Source organism: Bacillus xiamenensis (genome assembly GCF_000300535.1).
Lineage (GTDB): Bacteria > Bacillota > Bacilli > Bacillales > Bacillaceae > Bacillus > Bacillus xiamenensis.
In genome coordinates this window covers 18473-33837 of record NZ_AMSH01000038.1, presented here as the reverse complement: position 1 = coordinate 33837, position 15365 = coordinate 18473, and the positions used below count along the sequence as shown (strand labels likewise).

At 40.8% G+C, this 15365-nt stretch carries 16 protein-coding genes, 1 riboswitch and 1 other annotated feature; of the genes, 4 read left to right on the top strand and 12 right to left on the bottom strand.

Features of this window, described 5'->3' with window-relative positions:
- Positions 1-112 precede the first annotated feature (112 nt).
- The 5 genes from BA1_RS19310 to BA1_RS12400 form a co-directional block, all read right to left on the bottom strand.
- Positions 113-256 (bottom strand): hypothetical protein, encoded by a 144-nt coding sequence (locus BA1_RS19310; protein ID WP_008346168.1) that lies wholly within the window; start codon positions 254-256, stop codon positions 113-115.
- A 75-nt stretch (positions 257-331) separates the two neighbouring features.
- Positions 332-850 (bottom strand): PepSY domain-containing protein, encoded by a 519-nt coding sequence (locus tag BA1_RS12415; RefSeq protein ID WP_008359456.1) that lies wholly within the window; start codon positions 848-850, stop codon positions 332-334.
- 93 nt (positions 851-943) lie between these two features.
- Positions 944-1633, bottom strand: coding sequence for a PepSY domain-containing protein (locus BA1_RS12410; RefSeq protein ID WP_008359454.1), 690 nt, complete (start codon positions 1631-1633; stop codon positions 944-946).
- Between the two features lie 66 nt (positions 1634-1699).
- Complete coding sequence (locus tag BA1_RS12405; RefSeq protein WP_008359451.1) at positions 1700-3049, bottom strand: sensor histidine kinase; 1350 nt, start codon at positions 3047-3049, stop codon at positions 1700-1702.
- A gap of 3 nt (positions 3050-3052) precedes the next feature.
- Positions 3053-3739: a response regulator transcription factor gene (locus BA1_RS12400; protein ID WP_008359448.1), complete on the bottom strand. Its 687-nt coding sequence runs from the start codon at positions 3737-3739 to the stop codon at positions 3053-3055.
- 514 nt (positions 3740-4253) lie between these two features.
- Here BA1_RS12400 and BA1_RS12395 point away from each other — a divergent pair.
- From BA1_RS12395 to guaD, 3 genes are all read left to right on the top strand, one after another.
- Positions 4254-5213 carry a S8 family peptidase gene (locus BA1_RS12395; RefSeq protein ID WP_008359446.1) on the top strand — a complete coding sequence of 320 codons (960 nt, stop codon included), beginning with the start codon at positions 4254-4256 and terminating at the stop codon, positions 5211-5213.
- A gap of 112 nt (positions 5214-5325) precedes the next feature.
- Positions 5326-5518: riboswitch (cobalamin riboswitch) on the top strand.
- 152 nt (positions 5519-5670) lie between these two features.
- Positions 5671-7959: a 5-methyltetrahydropteroyltriglutamate--homocysteine S-methyltransferase gene (metE, locus tag BA1_RS12390; RefSeq protein WP_008359444.1), complete on the top strand. Its 2289-nt coding sequence runs from the start codon at positions 5671-5673 to the stop codon at positions 7957-7959.
- A gap of 140 nt (positions 7960-8099) precedes the next feature.
- Entirely contained in the window at positions 8100-8570 is a 471-nt protein-coding gene (gene guaD / locus BA1_RS12385; RefSeq protein ID WP_008359442.1) for a guanine deaminase, read from the top strand.
- A gap of 83 nt (positions 8571-8653) precedes the next feature.
- Here guaD and ohrB read toward each other — a convergent pair whose 3' ends face one another.
- Positions 8654-9073, bottom strand: coding sequence for an organic hydroperoxide resistance protein OhrB (ohrB, locus tag BA1_RS12380; RefSeq protein WP_008359439.1), 420 nt, complete (start codon positions 9071-9073; stop codon positions 8654-8656).
- 160 nt (positions 9074-9233) lie between these two features.
- Here ohrB and BA1_RS12375 point away from each other — a divergent pair, with 160 nt between their 5' ends.
- Complete coding sequence (locus BA1_RS12375) at positions 9234-9680, top strand: MarR family winged helix-turn-helix transcriptional regulator (RefSeq protein ID WP_008359437.1); 447 nt, start codon at positions 9234-9236, stop codon at positions 9678-9680.
- Positions 9681-9712: 32 nt separating this feature from the next.
- Here the strand turns inward: BA1_RS12375 and BA1_RS12370 are convergent, their stop codons facing one another.
- From BA1_RS12370 to purU, 6 genes are all read right to left on the bottom strand, one after another.
- Complete coding sequence (locus tag BA1_RS12370) at positions 9713-10141, bottom strand: organic hydroperoxide resistance protein (protein ID WP_008359435.1); 429 nt, start codon at positions 10139-10141, stop codon at positions 9713-9715.
- Positions 10142-10326: 185 nt separating this feature from the next.
- A complete protein-coding gene (locus BA1_RS12365; RefSeq protein WP_008359433.1) occupies positions 10327-10461 on the bottom strand; it encodes a hypothetical protein in 135 nt (44 codons plus the stop codon).
- Positions 10451-11587 (bottom strand): Rap family tetratricopeptide repeat protein, encoded by a 1137-nt coding sequence (locus BA1_RS12360; RefSeq protein WP_008359430.1) that lies wholly within the window; start codon positions 11585-11587, stop codon positions 10451-10453. Before BA1_RS12360 ends, BA1_RS12365 begins: the two co-directional genes overlap by 11 nt.
- A 125-nt stretch (positions 11588-11712) precedes the next feature.
- Positions 11713-12960 (bottom strand): glutamate-5-semialdehyde dehydrogenase, encoded by a 1248-nt coding sequence (locus tag BA1_RS12355; protein WP_008359427.1) that lies wholly within the window; start codon positions 12958-12960, stop codon positions 11713-11715.
- A 12-nt stretch (positions 12961-12972) separates the two neighbouring features.
- On the bottom strand, positions 12973-14070 hold the full coding sequence (proB, locus tag BA1_RS12350) for a glutamate 5-kinase (protein WP_008359425.1): 1098 nt from the start codon (positions 14068-14070) through the stop codon (positions 12973-12975).
- Between the two features lie 55 nt (positions 14071-14125).
- Positions 14126-14344, bottom strand: a binding site (T-box leader).
- 43 nt (positions 14345-14387) lie between these two features.
- Positions 14388-15290: a formyltetrahydrofolate deformylase gene (gene purU / locus BA1_RS12345; RefSeq protein WP_008359423.1), complete on the bottom strand. Its 903-nt coding sequence runs from the start codon at positions 15288-15290 to the stop codon at positions 14388-14390.
- Between the last annotated feature and the right edge of the window lie 75 nt (positions 15291-15365).

The window sequence follows — 15365 nt, the reverse complement described above, 5'->3', positions numbered from 1 at the left end:
TTTACATTATAAAAATAACTATTACCGTCTCTTATCTAATTTGACATTCGTGAGCACCAGCACGCAGGACTGCCGGCGAATGCGAGGGTTTGTCTACACGTTGCCATATCTTTTATTCCTCTTCTGGCTGATTCATATCCTCTTGGGAGAGGAGATGAAAGGAATCATGCAAAAACAAAGCATATCCTTCTCCATCAGGATGCGGAACATATTCCGCGCGGTCCATCGTCTGCTCTTCTTCTTTTTTCTTCATCATATTCTCTCGCCTCCTTTCCAGTAGTTTGTCCCAATGAAAAAACCTTACACATGAAAGTGTAAGGTTCGATCTTCCTTAATCATCCCATTCTTGCTTCAGGATTTTGCCTGTTTTAGCGGAAATCTCAAAATCGACTTCTTCGCCGCTCGGTGTCGTGATTTCAATTTCATAGATGTACACACCATTTTCTTTATCTAAATCTGAATCTGTGACTGTGCCTTTTACTTTTGCAAGGGCAATTTGTTCAGCCTGTTTTTTGGTGATTTTCACATTTTGTTTCTTTTCTTTGACTGGATCATTCAGCGCTTTTCCTGTTTTTGCATCGACATATACTTTATATTCAAAGCCGCCTTTTTTAATCTCGACCTCATACACCCATTTTCCTTTTTTCCGCTCAAGATCCACATCGTCTACGTAGCCTTTCACCACTTTTAATGCTGCTTTTTCAGCTTGTTTCTTTGAGACAAACGATGATTTTTTTTGCACCATTTGTTCGGCATTTGCCGTTTGATTTGTATTTTGTGCTTGAAGGGTGAAACCACCTGCGACAACAGTTCCTGTTAATGCTGTCGCTACTAGTACTTTTTTCATCATGTTCATTTCCTCCTCTGTTTGATTTCTTCTTTATCTTAAATAAACAAGATGATAAAGGAGGGAAAGAAACATGAGAAAATCATGAGAAATGGATTAGTTTTCGTACGTAATGCCTTCAATGTCTCCTGTATAGGCGTTCACAAGCACCTCTGCCTCTCTTCCGTCAGGCAAATCTAGCTCCACCTCAAACACGAGCATTCCGCTGAATGTTTCAAGATCTGCATCATCCACTGTCCCGCCTACTTCTTTTACAGCAATTTGAATGGCTTCCTCTACTGTGATTTTTGTCAGCTTCTTTTCTTTAGAGGTCGGCTTTTTCTTTTCTGCTTCTATCACCTTAAACGTTTTTTTATCTACCTCTACTTGATACAGTTCTTTCTTTGATTGAATCGTAAAGGTAAAACGATCGGCTTTTTCTTTCTTTTGAATCACAGTTCCATTCACTTTTTTCACTGCCGCTTCTTCTGCTTGAAGTTCAGCATTTTTTTCATTTGGTTTTTGATAGCTTTTTAATTGTTTGATTTCTTTCATTTGACCGCTTGCGGAAGATGCAATGATTTGATAGATGCCATTTGAATTTTCCAGCGTCAATGTATAGTCCTTTTTATTGTTGATGAGATCAATATGTGTGATGTTTCCATTGTAATCTTTCGCGATGATTTTTTTGATTTCTGCTTCGCTTAATATTTTTTGATCAATGGTTTGAATCATGAGCATTGCAAAGGCCGCAAGAACGATAAGACATCCTGCGAACGCAAGCACCATTTTTGATTTTTTAGACATGCAGCGCCTCCTTCCTATTTCCTATTTTATAAGGAGGAAATGAGAAATTGATGAGAAAAGACCTATTTATTTCTGAAAAAGAATGGTTATGGTTGTTCCTTCGCCGATACGGCTGTCTACCTCTAGCTTGGCCCCATGCTCTTCAGCAATTTGCTTCGCAATTGACAGACCAAGTCCGGTTCCACCCGTCTCACTGTTTCTCGCTTCATCCACGCGGAAAAAGCGGTCAAAGATTTTCGGCAGATCCTCTTCTTTTATGCCAATTCCTTTATCAACAACTGAAATAAACGGCTTGTCTCCTGCCTGCCCGCAAATCACATCAACTGGCTCTGCACTATATTTGATCGCATTGTCAATCAAGATGGTCAAAAGCTGTTTGATTTTCTCTTCATCCCCTTCAGCGATCAGCGGATGTTTTGTTTGCACATGAGATTGAATGGTCCGATTGGTGGCCACTTCAAGTGTATGACATATTTGCTTGCACAAATGACCAAGATCAACCGGCTTCATGTCCAAATAAAGCGGCTGTCCATTTTTCGCAAGTGTGAGCAATTGATCTGTCAGCCTTTTCATTTTTTTCGCTTCATCATGAATGGCTTGAGAGGATTCTTCTATGACCTCTGGTCGTGTTTGTCCCCAGCGTTTAAGTAAGTTGCTGTAGCTCATAATAACAGTGATGGGTGTTTTCAATTCATGAGAGGCATCGTGTAAGAATTGCTGCTCTTTCTCATAATGCTTCTCAAGAATTTCGGACATTTCATTAAAGGTTTGACCCATTTGATATAATTCATCCTTTGAATCACCTGTTAATTCAATTCGTTTAAATGCCTTTTCCTTCATACTTGCCTTCATTGTATTGGTCATTCGACTAATTGGGCGGACGATTTGTTTGGTTAAAATGTGACCTGCAAAATAAGAAAGCACAATAAACAAAACGCCAGCAGCGATTAATATCATTTTTAATAATGCCAAGTTTTCTTCTGTATTTTCGATTTCTTCATATACTTGAAGCGACACAATCTCCCCGTTTGTCCAAATGACGGGAATAGCGGCGAATGCAATCATATGCTTGTTGTAATCTTTTATTTTTGCTGTCTGACCAGATTCGTATGTAAAGGGCAGTGAGCTAAACGTTGATTCCTTTGTGACGGTCAGCTTCGATTCGTCCTTTTCTGTCACAACACGGATCATGCCATTTTGAGGCAGATATGCTTTTAGCAGCTCTGAAGAAGGAAGGCCTTCTTCTTCTGACTTTTTTAACGCAATCGCAATATTTTCAGCCACCTCAGAAAGCCGAGACATATCTTTTTGCGTCAAGGTCATTGAAAAAATAAAATAAATCGCTGTATGAAACAGCAGCACCATTAAAAACAAGGACAACGACGTATAAAGCTGGATCTTATTTTTTAATCTCATGCTTTATCCTTTCATCACATAACCCACACCTCTCACTGTGTGAATCAACTGTTTTTCAAATGGGTAATCGACTTTTTTCCTTAAATAACGGATATAGACATCGACCACGTTCGTATCACCGAAATAATCAAAGCCCCAAACAGCTGTTAACAGCTGATCTCTTGTGAGCACTTGCTGCTGATGTTTTAGCAAATGGACAAGCAGGTCATATTCTCTCGGTGTCAGCTCCAGCATTTGACCGCCTCTTTGGATTTCTCTTGTTTTCTCATTGACCGTCAGATCTGCTATGCTGAGCTCAATTTCCTTTTCTTCTTGCGCACTGCTATTAAATCTTAGCTGCGCACGAATTCGTGCTAATAATTCTTCTATATCAAAAGGCTTTGTAATATAATCATTTGCTCCAAGATCAAGGCCGCTTACCTTATCAGGAACACTCCCTCTTGCTGTAATTAAAATAATGGGTGTTTCTGTATTCGTCTTTCGAACCCTTCTCAGCACTTCAAGACCGCTTAATTCTGGAAGCATGACGTCAAGAAGCACCAAATCGAAGCTATCTTCTTCAAGAGCCTGAAGTCCGTTCATGCCTGTATCTTTGACTGTCACCTCATACCCTTCATATTCAAGTTCAAGTGACAGCACTCTTGCTATTTTCTTTTCATCTTCGATTACGAGTATCTTCCCTTTGTTCATCTCTATCTCTCCTATCTAAAAAGGCAAGCTTGTCTTTCCATTATTATATGTTGCCTTTCACGTTTGGAACAGTCACAATCTTCACATCTTATTTTTCCCCCAAAAAAAGATCATGATGAGTCTTTTGTTCACCTAACGGTTCATAAAGCAAATACTAGAGAGTGAAATGTTTTTGGAGAAAAATATTTACACTCGTTCTCCTTCTCCTCATAACTCTCCTATCCATTCATTTTTGTTGTTAAACAGGACTGTCTTTTTTAGTTCTTTTCACCCATTTTTATTTGAACAGGTGCAAGCTCACTATGCAGCATTTCCTCCTTTTTCATATGATATCAAGAGTTTTCTTCAAAAGGTGACTTCTTTCGGCAAGAAGCGAGGAGAACTGCGAACATATGAATAATTTGATGATTTGAAAAATGATTACAATTGACCCTTTTCGGTCAAAAGTTTGTTTTATACAATAACATTACGCAACCTGAATCTACTTTGAAAACAAAATAAGGAGGGCTTTCTTATGAAAGGTGAAATTCGCTTAATTCCGTATGAAGTAAAAGCCAATGTGATGGAAGCGAAAGAGACGCCAGAAAGTATTCAGGAGATTAAAGCACCCGAACTTTGGTCAAGCGGCTTCAAAGGAAAAGGCATAACCATTGCTGTCCTTGATACAGGTTGCGACACGGAGCATCCCGATTTAAAAGATCAGATTATCGGTGGCAAGAACTTTACCGATGATGACAATGGAGATGCTGAGAAGGTGAAAGACTACAATGGGCATGGTACCCACGTAGCAGGAACGATTGCAGCAACGGATCAAAATGGCGGCATTTTAGGTGTTGCCCCAGAGGCCAAGCTGCTGATCGTGAAAGTCCTCGGCGGAGAAAATGGCAGCGGGAAATACGAATGGATCATTAATGGCATCAACTATGCGGTTGAGCAAAAAGTTGATATTATCTCCATGTCTCTTGGAGGTCCAAGCAATGAACCAGCCCTGCAAAAAGCCATTCAACATGCGGTAAATAGCGGTGTGCTTGTTGTCTGCGCAGCAGGAAATGAAGGTGACGGAGACGAGCGTACTGAAGAGTTCTCCTACCCAGCTGCATACAATGAGGTCATTGCCGTCGGCTCTGTCTCTCTTGCAAGAGAATCCTCTGAATTTTCCAATGCGAATAAAGAAATCGACCTCGTCGCTCCAGGAGAAGATATTTTATCCACTCTTCCTAACCATAAATACGGAAGACTAACAGGCACTTCCATGGCTGCCCCTCATGTGAGCGGTGCACTCGCCATTATTAAAAATGCCGAAGAGGAAGCATTCCAGCGTAAATTGACAGAACCTGAGGTATATGCTCAGCTCGTGAGAAGAACCCTCCCTCTGAAACAATCGAAAACCCTTGTAGGAAACGGGTTTTTATATTTAACTGCGCCTGATGTGCTCCTTGAGAAAACATTGGAAGCAGAACTTTTGTCTCTATAGCTTCATGATAGGTCCTGAGAAAAGATAGAATTTTCTCGGGATTTTTTTAATTAAAATTATTCAAAATTTACTTTGACGAAATGAAGTGAACGTTATATAATCGAACACAATAAATTCATAGTTTGAGAGTCGGTAATTCGATCACACGTCGAATTTTAATTGGGAAGACCGGTGAAAATCCGGCGCGGTCCCGCCACTGTAAGTGAGGAGAGCTTTTCTTTTGTAATCCACTGTCATGAAGACGGGAAGGATGAAAAGCTTGCAGATTCGCGAGCCAGGATACCAGCCGCTCTATCACATCAAACCCCTACGGTTGATAGGAGATGTCGGAAAAGCGTCAGTGATACTCACGCCTTCTTTCGCACACACATTTTGTCTTTTTAAACCAGACATTTTCCCTCATCAATCTTGATCATGAGTGTAAATGTCTTTTTATATTTTAGAGGAGGAATTGGAATTGACAATTGTTAAAACAAGTAATCTAGGTTTTCCGCGAATTGGTTTAAACAGAGAATGGAAAAAAGCACTTGAGTCTTATTGGAAAGGACAAACCGACCGTGAAACTCTCTTAAGCACACTGGATGAACAATTTCTAACCGCTATTAAAACTCAAATTGACCAACAAATTGATGTTGTTCCTTCTGGAGACTTCACCTTCTATGATCACGTGCTGGATACTGCTGTTATGTTCAATTGGATTCCAGAGCGCTTCCGCAGTTTGAAAGACCCGCTAGATACATACTTTGCGATGGCTAGAGGAACAAAAGATGCTGTCTCAAGTGAAATGACAAAATGGTTTAATACAAACTATCACTACATCGTTCCAGAATACGAAAAAAGCACGGAATTCAAACTCACACACAACAAACCGCTTGAAGCTTACGAAAAGGTGAAAAAGGCGTTTGGTGTTGAAACAAAACCTGTCGTTCTTGGCCTTTATACATTTGTTTCTCTTTCTAAAGGCTATGAAGCCAATGAAGTAAAAGAGATCGAGCAGCGTCTTGTACCGCTTTATATTCAGGTTTTAAAAGAACTTGAAGAAGCCGGTGTGAAATGGGTTCAAATTGATGAGCCTGCTTTAGTCACAGCTTCCAGTGAAGACGTGAAAGCAGTGAAAGCCATCTATCAAACGATTAAAGAAGCTGTACCTGCCTTAAACGTACTTCTTCAAACATACTTCGACTCAGTGGATGCCTATGAAGAACTTGTCACGTACCCAGTTGAAGCCATCGGTCTTGATTTCGTCCATGATCAAGGACGCAACCTTGAACAAGTGAAAAAGCATGGCTTCCCGAAAGACAAAATTTTAGCAGCTGGCATCATTGACGGAAGAAATATTTGGAGATCAGACTTAGGAGAAAGATTGTCATTTATTTCTGAAGTGATTGCTGACGTTCAGCCAAAAGAAGTGTGGCTACAGCCATCAAGCAGCTTGCTACATGTACCAGTTGCAAAGCACCCAAGCGAACAGCTTGAAGAAAAACTATTAAACGGACTTTCTTATGCAACTGAAAAACTGGCTGAATTAACACGATTAAAAGAAGGTTTAACAAAAGGAGCGGCTGCCATTGATGCAGACATTCATAAAGCAAGTGAAGCGCTTCTTACCTTAAAAGAATTCGCCAAAGGGACAAATGCGGATCTGACAGCAGAACGAAACAATCTGTCACCTAAAGATTTTAAACGTCCTGTGGCCTTTGAAGATCGCCTTCGCATCCAAAACGAATCTCTTGAACTCCCGCTTCTTCCAACCACAACAATTGGTAGCTTTCCTCAGTCCGCTGAGGTGCGCAGCGCTCGTCAAAAATGGCGCAAAAACGAATGGACAGATGCTGAATATGATGAGTTTATTAAGAAAGAAACAAAAAGATGGATTGATATTCAAGAAGAGATTGGCCTGGATGTACTCGTTCATGGAGAATTTGAACGTACAGACATGGTTGAATACTTTGGTGAAAAGCTAGCCGGATTTGCCTTTACGAAATTTGCTTGGGTACAATCTTATGGATCACGCTGCGTGAAGCCGCCAATCATTTATGGAGATGTCGAATTTATAGAGCCAATGACAGTGAAAGAAACGGTTTACGCTCAAAGCTTAACAGAGAAAAAGGTCAAAGGAATGCTGACAGGTCCTGTCACCATCTTAAACTGGTCTTTCCCAAGAACAGATATCTCCCGGAAAGACATTGCCTTCCAAATCGCTTTCGCTTTGCGTAAAGAAGTAGAAGCGTTAGAGGAAGCAGGTATTCAAGTCATTCAAGTGGATGAGCCTGCATTAAGAGAAGGTCTTCCTTTAAAAGAGAGTGATTGGGCAGAATATTTAAACTGGGCAGCAGAGTCCTTCCGTTTATCAACATCTTCTGTTCAAAATGAAACGCAAATTCATACACATATGTGCTACAGTAACTTCGAGGATATTGTTGATACGATTGAAGACCTAGATGCCGATGTCATCACCATTGAGCACTCACGCAGTCATGGCGGGTTCCTTGATTATTTAGAAAAACACCCGTACTTAAAAGGACTTGGACTTGGGGTATATGACATCCATAGCCCGCGCGTACCATCTGTTGAGGAAATGAGTCAAATCATTGATGATGCGCTCAAAGTTTGTCCAACTGACCGCTTCTGGGTCAACCCTGACTGTGGTCTAAAAACAAGACAAGAGCCTGAAACCATTGCTGCTTTGAAAAACATGGTCACAGCCGCTCAATTGGCTCGTAAAAAGCTGGCGCAGCATGCATAATGACATTCCTCTCCCCTGCTGAATATAGCAGGGGTTTTTATATCTGTATATTGCCCTGTTCGATCATCTACTAGGATGATTTCTTTTCTAGTGTGATTCGTTTATACTAGAGAAGTCAGCCGAACAAAGGGAGGAAGACAATGAATCACGAAGCTTTTTTACAACGTGCAATTGATCTTGCAGTAGAAGGAGTCAACAGCGGTACTGGTGGCCCTTTTGGAGCAGTCATTGTCAAGGATGGTCAGATTATCGCAGAGGGAAGCAACAATGTCACAACAAGTAATGATCCAACCGCACATGCAGAAGTCACAGCCATTCGAAAGGCATGCCAAACTCTACATACATACCAATTAGAAGATTGTATTTTATATACAAGCTGTGAGCCTTGCCCGATGTGCCTCGGCGCTATCTACTGGGCTAGACCAAAAGCAGTGTATTTTGCAGCTGGACATCAGGATGCAGCAACTTGTGGTTTTGATGACTCATTTATTTATGAAGAAATCAACAAGGAATACGAATCAAGAAACATTCCATTTTACCAGCTGACAATTCAAAAAACCCTTGCGCCATTTGAAGCGTGGGAATCATACGACAAAAAGAAAGAATATTAAAAAAAGATACCTGCTGTACAGCAGGTGTCTAAGACTGTTGACGAAGGACTAAAATGAACTTGATTTTAGTCCTTTTCTTCTTTTTATGACTCAGCTACTTCAAGCTCTACTTCGATGTTCCCTCTTGTTGCTTTTGAATATGGACAGAATGCATGCGCAGCCTCGACAAGCTCTTTCACTTTGTCATGGTCCAGGCCTTTAGCGGAAACAATCAGCTTCACACCAAGTTTAAAGCCTCCATCACTTTCATCTTTTAATAGACTGACATGTCCCTCTACTTCTGATTCAATCTCTACCCCTTGCTTCTTGGCTACTTGCTCAAGGGCTCCTCCGAAGCAGGCTGCATAGCCAGCTGCAAATAATTGCTCTGGATTCGTACCAGTCTCTCCATCTTTTTTTGCGTTTGGCATGACAATCTGATGATCCAGCACACCATCTTCAGAACGAACATGTCCAGCTCTTCCATGCTGCGCTTTTACTTTAGCTGTAAATAATGGTTTCATCTTCATCTCCTCCTTTTTCTACTTATACCTTTCACGTTCTATCCATCCTTCAAACATTTATCGCACATGAAAGAATTTTTCATTTTTTGTCTGTATTTATTTTAAAAAGGAAGAAAATCTTATACAATGATAAGTATGACAAAAATAGTTGGTGACAGACATGACAAATGAATTCGAACATATGAAGCTGGAAAATCAGCTTTGTTTCTTGTTATATGCAAGTTCAAGAGAAATGACAAAGCAGTATAAACCGTTATTAGAAGAGTTAAACATCACTTACCCGCAATATTTGGCACTGCTTTTATTATGGGAGCACAAGACACTAAATGTGAAAACAATGGGAGAGCTTTTGTATTTAGACTCCGGTACACTCACGCCCATGCTTAAACGGATGGAACAAAACGGTTTGATCATCCGCGAACGTTCGAAGGAGGATGAGCGTTCTGTACACATTCGTTTAACTGAATACGGAGAACAGCTAAAAGAGAAGGCCACTGCGATTCCATTTCGTATGCTGTCTGGGACAGGCAGATCAGAAGAAGAGCTAAAAGCACTGCGCGCTTCCTTGCATGAGCTTTTGCAAAAATTAACACAACCAAAAGGCTGAGGGAATCTTCCCTCAGCCTTTTATCATGTCCATTATTGTGCGACAGCTACTACTTCTACTTCGATGTTTCCTTGTGTTGCTTTTGAATACGGGCATACGCCGTGTGCTTTATGAACCAGTTCATCTAGTGCTGATTGCTCGATTCCTGTTCCTTTGACTTCTAATTTGACGCCTAGTTTGAAACCGCCATCTGCACTATCTTTGACTAAGCTCACATGTGCCGTTACTTCACTTTCAAAACGGACACGCTCTTGTCTTGCTACCATTTGAAGGGCTGAATCAAAACATGCAGAATAGCCTGCTGCAAATAATTGCTCTGGATTTGTTGCTTTTTCAAGTTTTTTTGCTCTTGGCGTTCCTGGCATTGCCACATCATGCTCTAGTACACCATCTGTTGAAACAACCTTTCCTTCTCTTCCCCCTACAGCTGATACCGTTGCAGTAAATAAAACGTCTGACATGAATATAACCCTCTTTCTCTTCAATAATATTTTCTACAATTGAATTGTACACAATCTAAATTCAAGAGTCAATGAAAAACACTCATCTTCATCTTTCCTCCATTTTTTATTTTTATGAGTGTCCAGCGCATGGTGATGTAAGATCAGTCAAGGCAATAAAAAAAGCCCTATGAAAAGGGCTGCTTTTAGATCGTGATATGCTGCGGATTCGGTTTTTCTAGCGTATGGTTTCTGTTATCTGGGTGGGTATTAGCTGATGCCACCCATAATGCCATGATCGTGATGCTTGTACAGACGACTGCCCATTTTTTAAAATTCATATAAACAATCCCCTCTCTGAATATAGATTCGAGCATGTTCCGCTTCTCTATAGAACATGGAAGATTTTTCATAATCCTCCATTTCATTATAATACTTCGCGGTGTCTAATGCCAACTCCTCTATATCAGGATATGCATAAGAAGACTCTAAAAAATGGAAAATACGTTTAATATGGTCGGCGTCTTGTCTTAAGTACAATGCTTCAAGAAATATGGTCTTTTGAATATGAATATCATCCTGCAGAGCTTGTGCTCGCTTCATACATTCTTCTCTGTAGTATAATGCTTCATCGTGTTTACCTTGTTTGTATAATATCTGAGCGGCTGTATAAAGAGGGTCTATCGATCGACGAAGATGATCGGGTTGGTTTTGATCAAATAATAAGATGGATTCTTTCATTAAGTCGAGTGCGCGGTTCAAATCTCCCATTCTGTAATAGCTGTTGCCCATATTAAACAAAGAAGAAGCAATAAAACGCACATTCTGAAAGTCTCTTGATCTCGCAAGTGCTCTTTCTAGATGTGGTAATGCCTTTTCATGCCTTCTCATATCATCATAATTACCGGCTACAATAAATTCACACTGAATGGTGCGAAGCGCATATAGTTCGTGCTGAATATAGACATCCAGCGCTAGTTTGGCATGGTGCATCGAAATGTGTGTTTGTTTCATGTGATAATATATTTCTGACATTTTAAAATGAAATTCTGCACGTTCAATATCGTCGGATACAAAAGAAAGCTTGTGCTCTGCCTTTTGATATGACGATATGGCCGCAATGTACTCTCTCCGGTCAAACTCATACATGCCTCTGAAGAAATGATAGTAGTATTCCAGCATGCCTGTGACATGCGTTTGGTGCTCATCTATTTCTTTCGAAAGCTCGGAAAAGTTGGCGCGAAGCTTTCCTTCCTTTAATGGCTTCACATAATCGAGCATGACCTCATGCCTGAATTCCATTAAAGAAAAATAGAGAAGCAAATTCTGATCTTCTTCCATTGAGTCAAGAGAGGTGCGAATTTCCTGCTTTAACTGTTCTGCTTGTTCTGAATCAAATCTGCGGATTAATTCATACCACTTGTTGATTTTCACTCCAATATCCGAAGAGGGAATGATTTTCGCCATACGTTGCCTTCTCCAATCTTCTCATAATATAAAACATTACCATATTTTATCATACTTGACCGAAGAAATACAAAAAATGAAAGGAAAAAGAGAGTCTCGTGTGACAAGACTCTCTTTTAGATGGGTTATTCTCTTATTTGTCCTTGACCACGAATGACAAACTTTTCAGAGGTTAAGGCCGGCAGACCCATTGGTCCTCTCGCATGCAATTTTTGTGTACTAATGCCTATTTCCGCTCCGTAACCAAATTCAAAACCGTCTGTAAATCGGGTTGACGCATTATGATACACAGCGGCAGCGTCGACGGCGGTTAAGAAAAGTGACGCATGCTGATCATTTTCCGTAATGATCGCTTCAGAATGCTTAGAGCTGTATGTTTGAATGTGCTGGATTGCCTCATCTATGTTCTCTACGATTTTAACACTGACAATTGGCGCTAAAAATTCCGTTTCAAAGTCAGCTGTCGTCGCTGGAGTTGCGCTAGGAGTAATCGCACATACAGTTTCATCGCCTCGTATCTCTACCCCGTTTGTTTGAAGTGCTTCAAATAACGAAGCGCCGTGTTTTTTTGCCCATGTTTCATGAATCACAATGCTCTCAATGGCATTACAAACAGATGGTCTTTGTGTTTTCGCATTCAGAACAATCTGTTCAGCCATCTCTTTTTGAGCTGTCTCATCAATGAAAATATGACAATTCCCTGCACCCGTCTCAAGCACTGGAACAGTAGACTCTCTCACAACAAGATCAATTAAATGTTTCCCGCCGCGTGGAATCAGGACATCTAGGTAGTCATTTAAAGTGAACAGAGTTTTAGCCGTTTCACGGCCTGTATCTTCAATCAGTTGTACACTGTCTACAGGAATATCCGTCGTATGAAGCGCTTCATGGATGACCTTCACAATCGCTTTATTACTATGAATCGCCGATGAACTTCCTCTTAGGATGACAGCATTTCCCGTTTTTAAGCAAAGGGTCGCAGCATCTACTGTCACGTTTGGTCTTGCTTCGTAAATCATACCAACCGTTCCAAGAGGCACTCGTACCTTTTCGATCAAAAGTCCGTTTTCTTTTTGAATGGTTTCTAATGTTTCCCCAATTGGATCTTTGAGCTCAATCAGTTGAAACGTAGCGTCTGCAATCGCTTCAATCCTCTCTTCTGTTAATGTAATTCTGTCAATAACAGATGGAGTAAACTGCTTGTCTACAGCTGCCTGAACATCCTTTTCGTTCTCCTCAATTAAGAAAGCTGACGATGCTTTTAATGCTTTTGCAATAGCGTCTAAAGCCGCATTTTTTTGTTCAGTCGTTTTTAATAGCAGTTGATCTTTGGCTGCACTTGCCTTTTTTGCTTTTTCAAGAACTTCATTCATCGTATTCCCTCCTCAGTTTTGTACATGCTGTACCCAGTGATCTCGGTGAATAACCTCAGGTCTCTCATGAGAAAGCTCATCACTCCGCATCCCTTTAATGTCAAGAAGCTCATCAGATGCGTACAATGTTTGTCCCTTACCAACTAACCCGTTCGGACCGACGACTTCGACAACCTCTCCTTTAGAAAAATGACCGGCAACATCAATCACACCTGCTGGAAGAAGGCTTTTTCCATTATGCAAAATGGCTGCCTCTGCTCCTGCGTCAATCATAATCTTCCCAGAGACTGGTGAGTGGAATTGAATCCATTGGCGGCGGTTATTGACCGATGATAAGTCTTGTTCACCGATATATGTTCCGTCCCCTTGACCGGCGAGAATGTGAAGAAGCTTGTCTTCCCCTGTCCCCGTGCCAATGAAGACTTTGACGCCAAGTGAAAGAGCGGTTTGTGCAGCAGAAAGCTTTGATTTCATCCCGCCTGTTCCAACCTTTGAACACGTACTCTTCGCATAGGAGAACAATTCATCTGAAATGTGTGTCAGCACATCAAATCGCTTCGCATCAGGATTTTCACTTGGATTGGCATCATAAATTCCGTTGATATCTGTTAAAATGATCAATTGGTCTGCATGAATTAAGCCACTGACCAGTGCTGACAGCATGTCATTATCACCAAAGGTAAGCTCCTCGATTGACACAGAGTCATTTTCATTAATGATCGGTAACATTTTTCTTTCGAGCAGTTCCATCATCGTTGCGTAAGCATTTCGATATCTTGTACGATCTGAAAAGTCATTGCGCGTTAAAAGCATTTGTGCCGGCGTGATATGAAACTGCGAAAATAGTTCTGTATATTTCTGCATTAATAAACTTTGACCAACGGCAGCAGCAGCTTGTTTTCCTTTTAAGGTCACAGGTCTTGACGGATACCCTAAACTGCCAAATCCCGCTGCAACGGCTCCTGATGAAATAAGAATGATTTCATGCCCTGCCTCTTTCAGCTTTGCAATGGCTTTCACATGATCCCACATTTTTTGTTCATCAATGGCTCCCTTTTGCTCTGTTAATGAACTGCTGCCAATTTTTATGACAATCCTTTGCTTTTTCATCATTGATTCCCTCCGCTATACCTTTCACCACAAAAAAATCCCTTTTTCTCCTTATGCAAAGGACGAAAAAGGGATTTTCCGTGGTACCACCTTCATTGAATAAGCGTGTGTTTGCTTATTCCACTCAACTCCTGTAACGCCAGGCATGCGCTTAGATTTTTCCTCTAAGGCTCAAAGGGTAGGTTCAGCAGCTGTCTGCGGCAAATGTTTCAGCATGTCATTTGCTCTCTTTACACAGCAGTTCCTGCTTACTATTCCTTCTCAACGCTCGTTAATTTTTTTATATTATCACCAATTGCTTCAGAAAAGTCAAGCGGTCAATTAAACACAATCGTTTTATTCTCATGCACAATGATTCGATCTTCTAGATGCCATTTGACGGCACGTGCCAGCACACTGCGTTCAATTGTGCGGCCAATATTCTTTAATGCCTCTGCATCATCTCTATGATCAACCCGCTCAATATCCTGTTCAATGATCGGCCCTTCGTCTAAATCATTTGTGACATAGTGAGAGGTAGCACCGATTAGTTTAACACCACGCTCATACGCCCGTTTGTATGGGTTTGCACCGATAAATGCCGGGAGGAAGGAATGATGGATATTAATAATTTTATTCGGATGCTTTTCAATAAATGCAGGCGTTAAAATTTGCATGTATCTAGCAAGCACAACCGCATCAATGTCGTACTTTTCTAATAATGCGAGCTGTTGCTTTTCTGCATCTTGGCGAATGTCTTTATTCGCCTTCACAAAATGGAATGGAATCCCTAGTGCCTCTACTGTATCTTTTGCCGTTTCATGATTACTGATGACAACCGCTATTTCAGCCATTAAATTTCCGCTCTGCCATTCCCACAAAAGCTCATGTAAACAGTGAAGCTCCTTTGATACAAAGATCGCCAGCTTTTTCAGCTCACTCGCTCGTGACATGCTCCACGTCATTTGGAATGATTCAGCAATTGGCTCAAAACTGCTTTTCAGCTGATTCATGTTAGCCGAGATGTCTTTCCAATCAAATTCTATTCTTAAAAAGAACCGGCCGCTTTCATGATTTGTTGTGTATTGACTGGATTCAATGATGTTTGCTCCGTGTTCAAATAAAAAGGATGAAACAGCTGACACAATACCAGGCTGATCCGGGCAGCTGACAAGCAATCTTCCTTTTTGCTCATGCTTTTGTCTGTGTAATTCAAGTTTCTCTGTAATCAATGTTCTCATGTCTCATGACCTCTTTTACGTTTTCATTCTAATGAAATATTATACTGGACTGGAAAGTGAAAAAGCAATTGAGAG